Annotated in this window: 13 protein-coding genes and 1 pseudogene; 10 read left to right on the top strand and 4 right to left on the bottom strand. The window is 68.3% G+C overall.

What is annotated here, in order from left to right:
- Positions 1 to 35: 35 nt before the first annotated feature.
- Complete coding sequence (locus tag G6N28_RS04045; RefSeq protein ID WP_163897220.1) at positions 36 to 425, top strand: SHOCT domain-containing protein; 390 nt, start codon at positions 36 to 38, stop codon at positions 423 to 425.
- Positions 426 to 432: 7 nt separating this feature from the next.
- Here the strand turns inward: G6N28_RS04045 and G6N28_RS04040 are convergent, their stop codons facing one another.
- Positions 433 to 954 (bottom strand): DUF421 domain-containing protein, encoded by a 522-nt coding sequence (locus G6N28_RS04040; RefSeq protein WP_163897218.1) that lies wholly within the window; start codon positions 952 to 954, stop codon positions 433 to 435.
- 198 nt (positions 955 to 1152) lie between these two features.
- Between G6N28_RS04040 and G6N28_RS04035 the strand changes: the two genes are divergently transcribed.
- Positions 1153 to 2049, top strand: coding sequence for an LLM class flavin-dependent oxidoreductase (locus G6N28_RS04035; RefSeq protein WP_163897216.1), 897 nt, complete (start codon positions 1153 to 1155; stop codon positions 2047 to 2049).
- A gap of 9 nt (positions 2050 to 2058) precedes the next feature.
- Here the strand turns inward: G6N28_RS04035 and G6N28_RS04030 are convergent, their stop codons facing one another.
- Positions 2059 to 2325: a hypothetical protein gene (locus tag G6N28_RS04030; protein ID WP_235674455.1), complete on the bottom strand. Its 267-nt coding sequence runs from the start codon at positions 2323 to 2325 to the stop codon at positions 2059 to 2061.
- A gap of 14 nt (positions 2326 to 2339) precedes the next feature.
- Here G6N28_RS04030 and G6N28_RS04025 point away from each other — a divergent pair.
- Positions 2340 to 3495, top strand: a pseudogene (locus G6N28_RS04025) (aconitase family protein); the annotation flags it as partial.
- Here G6N28_RS04025 and G6N28_RS04020 read toward each other — a convergent pair.
- A complete protein-coding gene (locus G6N28_RS04020) occupies positions 3492 to 4175 on the bottom strand; it encodes a DUF899 domain-containing protein (protein ID WP_163897214.1) in 684 nt (227 codons plus the stop codon). The pseudogene G6N28_RS04025 and the gene G6N28_RS04020 sit on opposite strands and share 4 nt — an antisense overlap.
- 93 nt (positions 4176 to 4268) lie before the next feature.
- On the opposite strand from G6N28_RS04020, the gene G6N28_RS04015 reads away from it, so the two are divergent.
- From G6N28_RS04015 to secA, 7 genes are all read left to right on the top strand, one after another.
- Entirely contained in the window at positions 4269 to 4895 is a 627-nt protein-coding gene (locus G6N28_RS04015; protein WP_163897212.1) for a dTMP kinase, read from the top strand.
- A 134-nt stretch (positions 4896 to 5029) separates the two neighbouring features.
- Positions 5030 to 5716 carry a two-component system response regulator MtrA gene (gene mtrA / locus G6N28_RS04010; RefSeq protein ID WP_163897210.1) on the top strand — a complete coding sequence of 229 codons (687 nt, stop codon included), beginning with the start codon at positions 5030 to 5032 and terminating at the stop codon, positions 5714 to 5716.
- Positions 5717 to 5763: 47 nt separating this feature from the next.
- Positions 5764 to 7419, top strand: coding sequence for an MtrAB system histidine kinase MtrB (mtrB, locus tag G6N28_RS04005; RefSeq protein ID WP_163905796.1), 1656 nt, complete (start codon positions 5764 to 5766; stop codon positions 7417 to 7419).
- Positions 7416 to 9173, top strand: a complete 1758-nt coding sequence (lpqB, locus tag G6N28_RS04000; RefSeq protein ID WP_163897208.1) for an MtrAB system accessory lipoprotein LpqB — start codon at positions 7416 to 7418, stop codon at positions 9171 to 9173. Before mtrB ends, lpqB begins: the two co-directional genes overlap by 4 nt.
- A 49-nt stretch (positions 9174 to 9222) precedes the next feature.
- Positions 9223 to 9852: a ComF family protein gene (locus tag G6N28_RS03995; RefSeq protein ID WP_163897206.1), complete on the top strand. Its 630-nt coding sequence runs from the start codon at positions 9223 to 9225 to the stop codon at positions 9850 to 9852.
- 301 nt (positions 9853 to 10153) lie between these two features.
- Positions 10154 to 10819, top strand: a complete 666-nt coding sequence (gene hpf / locus G6N28_RS03990; protein WP_163897204.1) for a ribosome hibernation-promoting factor, HPF/YfiA family — start codon at positions 10154 to 10156, stop codon at positions 10817 to 10819.
- Positions 10820 to 10918: 99 nt separating this feature from the next.
- Positions 10919 to 13747, top strand: coding sequence for a preprotein translocase subunit SecA (gene secA, locus G6N28_RS03985; protein WP_163897202.1), 2829 nt, complete (start codon positions 10919 to 10921; stop codon positions 13745 to 13747).
- Here secA and G6N28_RS03980 read toward each other — a convergent pair.
- Complete coding sequence (locus G6N28_RS03980; protein ID WP_163897200.1) at positions 13744 to 14211, bottom strand: SRPBCC family protein; 468 nt, start codon at positions 14209 to 14211, stop codon at positions 13744 to 13746. The two genes, secA and G6N28_RS03980, sit on opposite strands and share 4 nt — an antisense overlap.
- Positions 14212 to 14239: the final 28 nt, after the last annotated feature.

Below are 14239 nucleotides of genomic sequence, written 5' to 3'. Positions count from 1 at the left end.
TAACAGAGTTCGCGAACCGATAGCGAGGAGCGGCGATGGACTGGGGCGCGTCCTGGGATTTCTTGTGGCACTTTTTCGTAATCTTCGCGTGGATCGCGTATTTGATCGTGCTGTTTCAGATACTGGTCGACCTCTTCTGGCGTGACCACACCACCTCGGGCTGGATCAAGGCGATCTGGGTGTTCTTCCTGATCCTCTTCCCCTGGCTGACGGCACTGGTGTACCTGATCGCGCGTGGCAAGGGCATGGCAGCACGCGCACGCGAGGCCGCGGCCCGCGCGAAGACGGAGACCGACGACTACATCCGTGAGGTGGCCGGTCGGTCGCCGGCGCAGGAAATCGCCGATGCCAAAGCGCTTTTGGACTCAGGGGCCATCACCCAGGCCGAATTTGAAACGCTGAAGGCCAAAACGCTCAGCCGGTAGGTGCTTTTCACAGCGCTTCGGGCTTTTCGACCGGGGCGTTTCCCTCGCCGTCGCGGGTGAGCACGCTGATCATTCCGTTCGGCTCGAGATAGGCCTGCTGAACGCGGGACATGTCCTGGATGCCGTGTAGCCGCAGCTGTGACTCGACCTCTTCGCGGCTCAGGAACTCCCGATGCATGGTGCGCCGACAAAGCTGGCCGTCACGGATCAACGGTTTGGGGCGTGCCTTCACGAGATGGGAAAAGACCGGAAGGCGATAGGAAATCGCGTCGACGGCGACGCTCCAGAACACGATCGTGACGATGACGATCAAGCTGTCGGTCAATGTCGAATCCTGCGTGTACAGCGCAGGCGCCGCGGCCTCGGCGACCAGCACGATGATCAGCACGTCGGTGACACCGAGACCGCCGGACTCGCGCTGTCCGGCGATGCGCATCAGGGCGAGCAGCGCAAAAAACATGACGGTGCCCCGCACGGCGCCCTCCAGCAACGGCAGCGCGGGAACGAAGATCGATTGCCATTCGAGCATGCGGCACTCCTAGGGTTCGATCGGCAAACACCGGGGCCGGCCGGATGTTGCCGAGGTACCCGCACGGGCAACGACCAAACAGAGCGGTTCCCCCTCCGTCGCAGCGTGGTCCAGACGCGATGTGCCGCAGACGGATCCGATTCGGCGTGTCACCGGCAGATGCGTTTACCGGCGAGAGATTGAGGAACACAATGCGGTATGGGCGATTACGGACACGACCTGCTCTTCGGCACCTTCGTCACCCCGGTGAACAACCCCGCCGGGCAAGCCGTCGAGCAGGTCGTCGTGGCCGACCGCGCCGGCCTGGACCTGGTGACCTTCCAGGACCACCCCTACGTCGCGAGGTTCCATGACGCCTGGACCCTGATGTCCTACGTCGCCGCACGCACCGAACGTGTCCGGCTCGCCCTCAACGTGACAAACCTGCCGCTGCGCCCGCCGGCCGGGCTGGCCCGTGCCGTCGCCTCGCTGGACCTGCTCAGCGGCGGACGCGTCGAACTCGGCATCGGGGCCGGGGCGTTCTGGGACGGCGTCGTCGCCATGGGTGGGCCGAGACGGACACCCGCGGAATCGGTCGAGGCGCTCGAGGAAGCCATCGCGGTCGTCCGCGGCATCTGGGACGTCGACACCAAGCGTCCGTTGATCGTCACGGGCGAGCACTACCGCGTCGAGGGGGCCAAACGCGGGCCCGCCCCCGCCCATGACATCGGCATCTGGGTTGGCGCCTACAAGCCGCGGATGCTGCGCCTCATCGGGTGCCACGCCGACGGTTGGGTGCCCTCGGTCCAGTACCTCTCGGGCGGCGTCGCCGACCTGCGCGAGATGAACGAGCACATCGACGCCGCCGCCGCAGGGGCGGGCCGCCCGCTCGACGCGATCCGTCGCATGCTCAACATCGGCGGCCGCTTCACCGCGACCGGATCCGGCTTCCTGCAAGGGCCGCCGCAGCAGTGGGCCGAGGAACTCGCCGACGTCGCGCTCACGTACGGCATCAGCGCCTTCATCCTGGCATCCGATGACACCGCCACCACCGAACGTTTCGCCGCCGAGGTGGCGCCGGCCGTGCGGGCGCTGGTCGGCGCCGCGCGCGGGTGACCGTCGGCGTCAGGCCCGAACGACGGCCTCCCGGGAGATGCCCGCGGCCGCGTACACCGCGTTCTCGTCGAGCGTCTCGTGTACGAGCAGCTCCGCGACGATGCTGTCAAGTCGATCCCTGTTGTTACGCAACAACTCTCGCGCTTCAGCGTAGCAGTCGTCGATGAGCCGGCGGACTTCCTGGTCGACCGCGCCCAGCATCGAGTCCGAGACGCCGGCCATGCGCGGATCGCCCTCCTTCGGAAAGACCGACACCGGTCCGATCCGTTCGGACATGCCCCACCGGCCGACCATCCGAGGTGAGCACGGCCGTCACCGACAACGACCTGACGGTGTGCTCGGTGTTGTCAGGCAACCGCAACTTCGAGGGTCGCATCCACCCCGAGTGCAAGATGAACTTCCTCGCCTCCCCGCCGTTGGTGGTCGCATACGCGTTGGCGGGCAGCTTGCACGTGAACCTGCTGGAGGACCCGTTGGGCACCGGCGCCGACGGCCAACCGGTTTACCTGCGCGACATCTGGCCCACCGAAGCCGAGATCACCGATGTCGTCGGCGCGCATCTGAAGGCCGAGATGTTCACGAAGTCCTACAGTGACGTGTTCACCGGCGACGAGCATTGGCGCAACCTCGACGTGCCGAGCGGTGACACCTTCGAATGGGCGCCGGATTCGACGTACGTGCGCCAGCCGCCGTACTTCGACGGCATGACCGTCGAGCCGCCACCGGTGGCCGACATCACCGATGCGCGGGTGCTGGCCAAGCTCGGCGATTCGGTCACCACCGACCACATCAGCCCGGCCGGGGCGATCATCCCCGACACACCGGCCGGAAAGTACTTGCTGGAGCACGGGATTGAACGCAAGGACTTCAACTCTTACGGCTCACGGCGCGGCAACCACGAGGTGATGATCCGCGGCACCTTCGCCAACATCCGGTTACGCAACCAGCTGGCTCCCGACACCGAAGGTGGCTGGACCCCGCGACTTCAGCCAACCCGACGCGTCCGTCACCACCATCTACGACGCGTCGGTCAACTACGCGGCCGCCGGCACCCCGCTGGTGGTGCTCGCGGGCAAGGAGTACGGGTCCGGCTCGTCGCGTGACTGGGCCGCCAAGGGCACGTTGCCGCTTGGCATCAAGGCGGTGATCGCCGAGTCTTTCGAGCGCATCCACCGCTCGAATCTCATTGGGATGGGCGTGCTTCCGCTGCAGTTCCCGGCGGGCCAGAACGCCGATTCGCTGGGGCTGACCGGTGAGGAGACGTTCGACATCACCGGGGTCACCGCGCTGTCCGATGCGATTCCGGACACCGTGCACGTGCGTGCCGGCGACGTCGAGTTCGACGCGGTGGTGCGCATCGACACCCCAGGCGAGGCAGACTACTACCGCCACGGCGGCATCATGCAGTACGTGCTGCGCCGACTGCTGAACAGCGACGCGGGTTAGGGGTACTCGTCGCGTTTGCGGGGCCAGTCGGAGAAGTCGGTGCCGCGTCCTTTGGGTGCCCGGTCCAGCAGCTGCCACGTCGCGTTGAGCGCCTCGGTGCCGCGGTCGTAGGTCGAATACGTGTGGTAGACGACCCCGTCCTCCAGCGCGAAACAACTCAGCGCCATCAGCTCCATGACGTCGAGCATGCTGCCGCTGCCCGACCCGTAGTCGCGGCGCGGTGTCGGAACGTGCATGTACTCGAAGAAGTCGGCGTCGAAGTCGCTACCGCCCGACGACACCCACTCGATGTCCCAGCCCATCCGCTGCTTGTACGCGGTGAGCAGCGGCAGCGGCGAGCGTGACGACAGCAGAAACGTCACGTCGCGGTGCGCCAGGTGCGGCACCGCGCCGACCAGGTTGTCGGTCTCGAAGGTGCAGCCCGGGCAGCCCTCGGGCGTCTTCGGGCCGTGCATGAAATGCCGCACGATCAGTTGGGAGCGGCCGTCGAACAGCTCGGCCAGCGTGCGCGGGCCGGCCGTGGTGTCGAACACGTACTGCTTGTCCACCCGCACCCAGGGCAGGGCCTGACGCTCCGCGGCCAGCTCGGTGGCGCGCCGGGTCAGCTCCTTCTCCTTGGCCAGCTGCCGCTCGTAGGCGACGCGCCACTGCTCTCGCGTGCCGACCGGATGTGTGGTCATCGGTGTTGTTCTCCTCGAGGTCGACGGCATCACCGGGACAGACCCGCGGTGTCGGCCAAACTCATCGGCGGCGGCGCCCGTTACGCTCGCCGCGTGCTCATCGTGATCGAGGGAGTCGACGGCGCGGGCAAACGCACCCTGACCAACGGGCTGCGCGCCGCGTTCGAGGGCGCGGGCAGGACGGTCGCCACCCTCGACTTCCCCCGCTACGGGCGGTCGGTGGAAGCCGACCTGGCCGCCGAGGCGCTGCACGGCGGCCACGGCGATCTCGCGGAGTCGGTCTATGCGATGGCTGTGCTGTTCGCCCTGGACCGCGCAGGCGCCCGCACAGAGATCGCCGACCTGCGCGCCGCCCACGACGTGGTGATCCTGGACCGCTACGTGGCGTCCAACGCCGCCTACAGCGCCGCGCGGCTGCACCAGGGCGTCGACGGCGACGTCGTCGCGTGGGTGCGTGAGCTCGAGTACGGCCGGCTGAAGCTGCCCGCGCCGGACTGGCAGGTGCTGCTGGCCGTGCCGACCGAGCTGGCCGCCGAGCGTGCGGAACACCGGGCCAACACCGAGGCCGACCGCGCCAGGGACGCCTACGAGCGCGACGGCGGGCTGCAGCAACGCACCTCCGATGTGTACGCCGCGCTGGCCGCGACGGACTGGTGCGGCCGGTGGCTGGTCGCCGGCCCCGACGTGGATGCGGCAGCCCTGGCTGACGGACTGGGCTAACGCGCGAAACCGACGCTTTGGCGGTTCGGCCCCGGTGGAAATCCACCAAAACGTCGGTTTCGCGGTTCGCGCCCCCTGGCCAACGCGCAAAACGCCCGCGTGGTAGCCGGGCTTTGTCGCGATTTGGTGACACCATGGACACCATGAGGCAAAGGATTCTGGTTGTCGACGACGATCCGTCGCTGGCGGAGATGCTCACCATCGTGCTGCGCGGAGAGGGGTTCGACACCGCGGTCATCGGTGACGGCACACAGGCGCTCACCGCGGTCCGTGAACTACGGCCCGATCTGGTGTTGCTGGACTTGATGCTCCCCGGCATGAACGGCATCGACGTGTGCCGCGTGCTGCGCGCGGATTCGGGCGTGCCGATCGTGATGCTGACGGCCAAGACGGACACCGTGGACGTGGTGTTGGGCCTGGAGTCGGGCGCCGACGACTACGTCATGAAGCCGTTCAAGCCCAAGGAGTTGGTCGCCCGGGTGCGCGCCCGGTTGCGCCGCAACGAGGACGAGCCGGCCGAGATGCTCTCGATCGGCGACGTCGACATCGATGTGCCCGCTCACAAGGTGACCCGGCAGGGCGAGCAGATCTCCCTGACGCCGCTGGAGTTCGACCTGTTGGTGGCGTTGGCGCGCAAACCGCGGCAGGTGTTTACTCGAGACGTGCTGCTCGAACAGGTGTGGGGCTACCGGCACCCCGCCGACACCCGGCTGGTGAACGTCCATGTTCAGCGGTTGCGCGCCAAGGTCGAGAAGGACCCGGAGAACCCGCAGGTGGTGTTGACCATTCGAGGAGTGGGGTACAAGGCCGGACCGCCGTGATGTCACCGCTCTTCGGTCGCCATGATCCATAAGCTTCGGCGGTGGCCATGATCTTTGGCTCCAGGCGACGCATTCGCGGGCGCTGGGGGCCGTCGGCACCACTGGTTCGCGGACTGGGTGCGCTGGGTCGCGCGCTGGGCCTGGCCTGGCGGCGCTCGTTGCAGCTGCGCGTGGTGACCCTGACCCTCGGGTTGTCGCTGGCCGTCATTCTGGTGCTGGGCTTCGTGCTCACCAGCCAGATCACCGACCGGATCCTGGAAGGCAAGGTGCAGGCGGGCACCGAGGAGATCGACCGTGCCCGCAGCACCGTCAGCGGCATCGTCGGCGGCGAGGAGACCCGCTCGTTGGACAGCAGCCTGCAGCTGGCCCGCAACACGCTGATCGACCGCACCGCCGACAACGGGCCCGGCCTGGCGGGCACCTTCGACGCGGTGCTGGTGGTGCCGGGCGACGGGCCCCGGGCGGCCACCGCGGCCGGACCGGTGCAGCAGGTGCCCAACGCGCTGCGCGAGTTCGTCAAGGCCGGTCAGGTCAGCTACCAGTACGCCACCGTGCACACCGACGCGTTCTCCGGGCCCGCGCTGATCATCGGCACCCCGACGTCGTCGCCGGTGGCCAACCTCGAGCTGTACCTGATCTTTCCGCTGAACAACGAGGAGTCCACGATCGCGCTGGTGCGCGGCACCATGGCGACCGGCGCCGTCGTCCTGCTGGGCCTGCTGGCCGCCATCGCGCTGCTGGTGGCCCGCCAGATCGTGCTTCCGGTGCGCTCGGCGTCGCGCATCGCCGAACGATTCGCCGAGGGCCATCTCACCGAGCGGATGCCGGTGCGCGGCGAGGACGACATGGCCCGGCTGGCCGTGTCGTTCAACGACATGGCCGAAAGCCTGTCGCGCCAGATCACCCAGCTCGAGGAGTTCGGCAACCTGCAGCGCCGGTTCACCTCCGACGTGAGCCACGAGCTGCGCACCCCGCTGACGACGGTGCGGATGGCCGCCGACCTGATCCACGACCACAGCGACGACCTCGACCCGGCGTTGCGCCGCTCGATCGAGCTGATGGTCAGCGAGCTGGACCGCTTCGAGACCCTGCTCAACGATCTGCTCGAGATCTCGCGCCACGACGCGGGCGTGGCCGAACTGTCGGTCGAGTCGCTGGATCTGCGCTCGACGGTGCGAAGCGCGCTGGACAACGTGGGCCACCTCGCCGCCGACGCCGGCATCGAGCTGATCGTGGACATGCCGACCGAGGAGGTCATCGCCGAGGTCGATCCGCGCCGGGTGGAACGCATCCTGCGCAACCTGATCGCCAACGCCATCGACCACGCCGAGCACAAACCCGTGCAGATCCGGATGGCCGCCGACGAGGACACCGTCGCGGTCACCGTCCGCGATTTCGGTGTCGGGCTGCGGCCGGGTGAGGAGAAGCTGGTGTTCAGCCGGTTCTGGCGGTCGGATCCGTCGCGGGTGCGCCGTTCGGGCGGAACCGGTCTCGGGCTGGCGATCAGCATCGAGGACGCCCGGCTGCACCAGGGTCGGCTGGAGGCCTGGGGCGAGCCCGGCAAGGGCGCCTGCTTCCGGCTCACCCTTCCGCTGGTGCGTGGTCACAAGGTGACCACGAGCCCGCTGCCGATGAAACCCATTGGGCCCGAGAGCCCGCCGCGTAGCGGCCGGGACCGTGAAGCTGCGCAGGAGAAGGTGTGAAACGGGTGCTGGCGGCCGTATGGCTGCTGGTGTTGGTGTTGACGGGCTGTGCCGGGGTGCCGAGTTCGTCTGCGCCACAAGCGATCGGCACGGTCGACCGGCCGGCACCGCCGAGCCTGCCCAAACCCACCCCGGGCATGGACCCCGACGTGTTGTTGCGCGAGTTCCTCAAGGCCACCGCCGATCCCGCCAACCGGCATTTGGCCGCCCGCCAGTTCCTCACCGAATCAGCCTCGCGCGGTTGGGATGACGCCGGCAGCGCGCTGCTCATCGACAACGTGGTGTTCGTCGAGACTCGTGGCCCCGATCGGGTGTCGGTGACCATGCGCGCCGACATCCTCGGGTCGCTGTCGGACATGGGCGTCTTCGAGACGGGCGAGGGCGCGCTGCCCGACCCGGGGCCCATCGAGCTGGTCAAGACGCCGGACGGCTGGCGCATCGACAAACTGCCCAACGGGGTTTTCCTTGACTGGCAACAGTTTCAGGCCACCTACAAGCGCTACACGCTGTACTTCGCGGACCCGACGGGAAGTACCGTGGTGCCCGACCCCCGCTACGTCGCGGTGTCGGACTCCGACCAGCTGGCCACCGAGCTGGTCAGCAAGCTGATCGCCGGACCGCGCCCGGAGATGGCCAACACCGTGCGCAACCTCCTCGGCCCCCCACTGCGGCTGCGCGGCCCGGTGACACGGGCCGACGGCGGCAAGACCGGGGTCGGCCGGGGCTACGGCGGTGCCCGCATCGACCTGGAAAACCTGTCGATGACCGACCCGCAAAGTCGGCAATTGCTTGCGGCGCAGATCATTTGGACACTGTCGCGGGCCGGGATCAACGGCCCGTACGTGATCAACGCCGACGGCGCCGCGCTCGACGACCGGTTCGCCGACGGCTGGGAGACCTCGGACGTGGCGGCCACCGACCCGGGCGCGGCGTCCGGGGCGGCGGCGGGGCTGCACGCGCTCGTCGGCGGCTCGCTGGTGGCGCTCGACGGCCAACGCGCGCCACGGGTGGCGGGTTCGTTCGGGCAGATGCCGGATCAGACCGCGGCGGCGGTGTCGCGTAGCGGCCAGGACGTCGCGTCGGTCGTCACCGCGCGGCCCGGCGCACCGGACATGGCGTCGTCGCTGTGGGTGGGCCGGCTCGGCGGCGCGGCGTCGCAGGTGCTTGACGCCCGCAGCCTGACCCGGCCCAGCTGGTCGCTGGACAACGCGATCTGGGTGGTGGTCGACGGCAACACGATCATCCGCGTCATCCAGGACGCCTCGGGGCAACCAGCCCGCATACCCGTGGACGCCACCCGGGTGGCGACGAAGTTTCCCGGCGTCATCGCCGAACTGCAGTTGTCGCGCGACGGCACCCGTGCCGCCATGGTGGTCGATGGTCAGGTGATCCTGGCGGGCGTGGAGCAGAACCCCGACGGCGGCTACGCGTTGACCTACCCCCGCCGGCTGGGCTTCGGGCTCGGCGACACGGTGGTTTCGCTGTCGTGGCGCACCGGCGACGACATCGTCGTCACCCGCACCGACCCGCAGCATCCGGTGTCCTACGTCAACCTCGACGGCGTCAACTCCGACGGGCCGAGCGAGAACCTGGTCATGCCGGTCACCACCGTGGCCGCCAACCCCTCGACGGTGTACGTCGCCGACGCGCGCGGCGTACACCAGCTGTCCGGAACCGCGGGGGAGGACAACCTGGCGTGGGCCGATGTGCGGCCGCTGATGGTGCCCGGCGCCGAACCGGTGCTGCCGGGCTGACGATGGCGCCGAAGCGAAGAATGTCGCAGCCAAGCGAGACACTGCGGACATGCTCGACCTGGTCCTGCCGCTGCAGTGCGGGGGCTGCGGTGCGCCGTCGTCGCGGTGGTGCGATGCGTGTGCGAGCACGCTGCAGGTCAGGCTCGATCAGCCGCACCTCATCACGGCACGGCTCGACCCGGGCGTGCCCGTGTTCTCCCTGGGTCGCTACGCGGGGGCCCGAAGGGAGGCCATCGTCGCGGTCAAAGAGCGCGGCCGCGCCGACCTCATCCCGCCGTTGGCCGCCGCGCTGCGGACGGGACTGGTGCACCTGCTCACTTGGGGCGTCGTCGACACACCGCTGACCGTGGTGCCCGCGCCGACCCGGCGCTGGGCGGCCCGGCGACGGGGCGGCGACCCGGTGACCCGGATGGCAAGGACCGCGTCGGCCGGACTCCCGGGTGTCACCGTCGCCCAGGCGCTGCGCACCCGGGCCTTGGTCGTCGACTCCGTCGGCCTGTCCACAGCCGATCGCGAACGCAACATCGCGGGTCGCGTCAAGCCCGTCCGCGCCGTCGCGGGGGAGGTCCTGCTCGTCGACGACATCGTCACCACCGGTGCCACCGCGTGCGAATCCGTTCGCGTGCTGCACGCGGGCGGGGTCCGGGTCGCGGCGGTTCTCGCAGTGGCCAACGCCTGAACCCCGCCCACGTGACGGGGAGGGCAATTTCTCAGGGATCAAAGGAATGTGACGAACGGTGAACACGTCGACCAATTGGGTGGCACTGGGAGGTGAACACGGCTACCGTCGGCATCAACGATCCGTGAATGCTCACGGCGGCGCCCGGCACGAGGCGCCAGCATCGCCACCAGCGGTAGGAGGTGAGTAGTCGACACCTTGCACCGGCGAGCGGCGAGAGGATCAATGCCACGTCGGCGCGAATTCAGACAGCCCGGGCACGCAGCCGCGTGCGGACGTGAAGAGAAGCGAGTTGCCTAGCATGTCAACCCAATCCGTCGAATCAGCCCAACCGAAGGCCGTCGAGTCCGAGAAGCCCGAACCACGCGCAGAGGTCGTCCTCAAGGGGCGCAACGTCGAGATTCCCGACCACTTCCGCGTGTACGTCTCAGAAAAGCTGTGCCGCCTGGAACGACTCGACCGCACCATCTACCTGTTCGACGTGGAACTCGACCACGAGCGCAACCGGCGCCAACGCAAGAACTGTCAACATATCGAGATCACCGCGCGCGGCCGCGGCCCGGTGGTCCGCGCCGAAGCCTGCGCCGACAGCTTCTACGGCGCGATGGAAGCCGCGGTGGACAAGCTCGAGGAACGGCTCCGTCGCGCCAACGACCGCCGCAAGATCCACTACGGCGACAAGACACCGCTGTCGGTCGCCGAGGCGACCGCGGCGCAGCCGCTGCCCCCGCTGCCGAAACCCGTGACCGAGGAGCAGGTCGACGGCGCCGCGGTCGACGGTTACGAGCCCGGCCGCATCGTGCGGGTCAAGGAGCACCCGGCCACCCCGATGACCGTCGACGACGCGCTGTCACAGATGGAGCTCGTGGGCCACGACTTCTTCCTGTTCCACGACAAGGAAAGCGACAGGCCCAGCGTCGTGTACCGCCGCCACGCCTACGACTACGGGCTGATCCGGCTGGCCTGACCCCGCTGTTTTGCCTGGACCGGCGCTGTTCGGGCGGCTGCGGCCCGCATTCCCCTACCATGGGTTGATCTCGAAACTCCGACCAACAGGGGATACCGCGTGCTGGATAGATTGCTGCGTCTCGGCGAAGGCCGCATGGTCAAGCGCCTCAAGCGGGTGGCTGACTATGTCAACACCCTGTCCGACGACGTCGCGAAGCTCTCCGACGCCGAACTGCGGGCCAAGACCGACGAGTTCAGGAAGCGGGTGACCGACGGCGAGGACCTCGACGATCTGCTGCCCGAGGCCTTCGCCGTCGCGCGTGAGGCCTCGTGGCGCGTGCTCGGCCAGCGGCACTTCGACGTCCAGGTGATGGGTGGTGCGGCGCTGCACTTCGGCAACGTCGCCGAGATGAAGACCGGTGAAGGCAAGACGCTGACCGCGGTGCTGCCCGCCTACCTCAACGCGTTGTCGGGCAAGGGCATGCACATCGTCACCGTCAACGACTACCTCGCCAAACGCGACGCCGAGTGGATGGGGCGCGTGCACCGGTTCCTCGGGCTGAACGTCGGCGTCATCCTGGCGGGGCTGACCCCCGACGAGCGCCGGGCCGCTTACGCCGCCGACATCACCTACGGCACCAACAACGAGTTCGGGTTCGACTACCTGCGCGACAACATGGCGCACTCGCTGGCCGACCTGGTGCAGCGCGGCCACAACTACGCCATCGTCGACGAGGTCGACTCGATCCTCATCGACGAGGCCCGCACCCCGCTGATCATCTCGGGCCCGGCCGACGGGGCGTCGAACTGGTACGCCGAGTTCGCCCGGCTGGCGCCGCTGATGGAAAAGGACGTGCACTACGAGGTCGACATCCGCAAGCGCACGGTCGGCGTGCACGAACTCGGCGTCGAGTTCGTCGAGGACCAGCTCGGCATCGACAACCTCTACGAAGCGGCCAACTCGCCGCTGGTCAGCTATCTCAACAACGCGATCAAGGCCAAGGAGCTGTTCCAGCGCGACAAGGACTACATCGTCCGCGACGGCGAGGTGCTCATCGTCGACGAGTTCACCGGCCGCGTGCTGCACGGCCGTCGCTACAACGAGGGCATGCATCAGGCCATCGAGGCCAAGGAGCACGTCGAGATCAAGGCCGAGAACCAGACGCTGGCCACCATCACGCTGCAGAACTACTTCCGGCTTTACGACAAGCTCGCCGGCATGACGGGTACCGCCCAGACCGAGGCGGCCGAGCTGCACGAGATCTACAAGCTCGGGGTGGTGCCCATCCCGACCAACAAGCCGATGGTCCGGGAAGACAGGTCGGATCTGATCTACAAGACCGAAGAGGCCAAGTTCCTCGCGGTGGCCGACGACATCGCCGAGCGCTACGAGAAGGGCCAACCGGTGCTCATCGGTACCACCAGCGTGGAGCGCTCGGAGTACCTGTCGCGGCTGCTGACCAAGCGCCGCATCCCGCACAACGTGCTCAACGCCAAGTACCACGAGCAGGAGGCGGCGATCATCGCCGAGGCCGGCCGGCTCGGCGCGGTCACCGTCGCGACGAACATGGCCGGACGCGGCACCGACATCGTGCTCGGCGGCAACCCGGACTTCCTCACCGACAAGCGGTTGCGTGAGCGCGGCCTGGACCCGGTGGAGACGCCGGATGAGTACGAGAAGGCCTGGCACGAGTTGCTGCCGCAGGTCAAGGCCGAATGCGCGCAGGAGGCCGAGGACGTCATCGCGGCCGGCGGCCTGTATGTGCTGGGCACCGAACGGCACGAGTCGCGCCGCATCGACAACCAGCTGCGTGGCCGCTCCGGCCGTCAGGGCGACCCGGGTGAGTCGCGGTTCTACCTCTCGCTCGGCGACGAGCTGATGCGGCGGTTCAACGGCGCGACGCTGGAGAGCCTGCTGACCCGGCTGAACCTGCCCGACGACGTGCCGATCGAGGCCAAGATGGTCACCCGCGCGATCAAGAGCGCGCAGACCCAGGTCGAGCAGCAGAACTTCGAGGTCCGCAAGAACGTCCTCAAGTACGACGAGGTGATGAACCAGCAGCGCGTCGTCATCTACGACGAACGCCGCCGGATCCTCGAGGGTGAGAACCTCGCCGAGCAGGCGCACCAGATGCTCGTCGACGTCATCACCGCCTACGTGGACGGTGCGACCGCCGAAGGTTATTGCGAGGACTGGGATCTCGAGCAGCTGTGGACGGCGTTGCGTCAGCTCTACCCGGTGGGTATCGACCACCGCGATCTCATGGACTCCGAGGCCGTCGGGGAGCCCGGCGAGTTGACCCGCGAGGAGCTGCTCGAGGCGTTGATCGCCGATGCCGAGCGCGCGTACGCCGAACGCGAGAAGCAGATCGAGGAGATCGCCGGCGAGGGCGCGATGCGTCAGCTCGAACGCAACGTGTTGCTCAACGTGCTGGACCGTAAGTGGCGCGAACACCTCTACGAGATGGACTATCTCAAGGAGGGCATCGGGCTGCGGGCGATGGCGCAGCGCGACCCGCTGGTCGAGTACCAGCGGGAGGGCTACGACATGTTCGTCGGCATGCTCGAGGGCCTCAAGGAGGAGTCGGTCGGCTTCCTGTTCAACGTTCAGGTGGAACCGGCGCCCGCACCCACGGTCGCACCCGTCGCCGCGCCGAGCGGGTTGGCTCAGTTCGCCGCGGCCGCCGCCGCCAAGGCCAGCGAGGAAGGTGCGGTCGCCACGAAGGAGCGGCCGGCTCCGGCAGCGGCGTTGCGCGCCAAGGGAATCGAGAACGAGTCACCTCCGCTGACCTACACCGGGCCGTCAGAGGACGGCTCCGCGCAGGTGCAACGTTCCGGCGGCGGTGGCGGTGGTGGGCGCCACGCAGCCGGGGGCGGATCACGGCGTGAGCGCCGCGAGGCCGCGCGCAAGCAGGCCCGCGCGGCCAAGGCGTCGCGCAGGCGTTAGGGCTCCACGAGGGCGGCGATGCGTTCCAGCGTGGCGCGCATCCCGTCCTCGGCCTGCCTGGGCATCGAACCCAACTTGAGCACCGGCCGTTGCCGGTCCTCGGAGACGTCCCAGCTCTCGCGCACCAGGGTGCCGTCGGGCACGGGTTCGAGTTCGTAACGCCAGATCCGGCCGCCGATCAGCCCGCCCGGCCCGATGGTGGTCTTCCACGCGATGCGGCGGTTGGGTTCGAACTCGATGACGGTGTTGGTGGTGCGGTATGGCAGGAACAGCGACTCAGGTCGGCTGCGCATCGACATGCCGAACTGCGAGCCCAGCGACAACGATTGGGAAGGCTGCGCCGAGTGGTCGACGGTGCCCGAGCCGTCGAAGCTGGAATGCTTACCGGCGTCGGCCAGCAATGCGAAGATCGACTCGGCAGGTGCCCGGATCACGCGTTCCACGCTGACAACGTTTCCCTGCATTCCCTGGGTCCTTCCTCGTCGTCGTCCC

The sequence above is a fragment of the Mycolicibacterium pulveris genome, assembly GCF_010725725.1.
Lineage (GTDB): Bacteria > Actinomycetota > Actinomycetes > Mycobacteriales > Mycobacteriaceae > Mycobacterium > Mycobacterium pulveris.
Note: the sequence above shows the minus strand (reverse complement) of the source record. Positions and strands in the feature narration are given on the sequence as shown.

Excerpts from the sequence above, each read along its gene's own strand:
- G6N28_RS04020 (WP_163897214.1), bottom strand. The coding sequence starts at position 4,175 with ATGACCACACATCCGGTCGGCACGCGAGAGCAGTGGCGCGTCGCCTAC.
- G6N28_RS04035 (WP_163897216.1), top strand. The coding sequence starts at position 1,153 with ATGGGCGATTACGGACACGACCTGCTCTTCGGCACCTTCGTCACCCCG.
- G6N28_RS04040 (WP_163897218.1), bottom strand. The coding sequence starts at position 954 with ATGCTCGAATGGCAATCGATCTTCGTTCCCGCGCTGCCGTTGCTGGAG.
- mtrB (WP_163905796.1), top strand. The coding sequence starts at position 5,764 with ATGATCTTTGGCTCCAGGCGACGCATTCGCGGGCGCTGGGGGCCGTCG.
- hpf (WP_163897204.1), top strand. The coding sequence starts at position 10,154 with ATGTCAACCCAATCCGTCGAATCAGCCCAACCGAAGGCCGTCGAGTCC.
- mtrA (WP_163897210.1), top strand. The coding sequence starts at position 5,030 with ATGGACACCATGAGGCAAAGGATTCTGGTTGTCGACGACGATCCGTCG.
- G6N28_RS03995 (WP_163897206.1), top strand. The coding sequence starts at position 9,223 with ATGCTCGACCTGGTCCTGCCGCTGCAGTGCGGGGGCTGCGGTGCGCCG.
- G6N28_RS03980 (WP_163897200.1), bottom strand. The coding sequence starts at position 14,211 with ATGCAGGGAAACGTTGTCAGCGTGGAACGCGTGATCCGGGCACCTGCC.
- G6N28_RS04045 (WP_163897220.1), top strand. The coding sequence starts at position 36 with ATGGACTGGGGCGCGTCCTGGGATTTCTTGTGGCACTTTTTCGTAATC.
- G6N28_RS04030 (WP_235674455.1), bottom strand. The coding sequence starts at position 2,325 with ATGTCCGAACGGATCGGACCGGTGTCGGTCTTTCCGAAGGAGGGCGAT.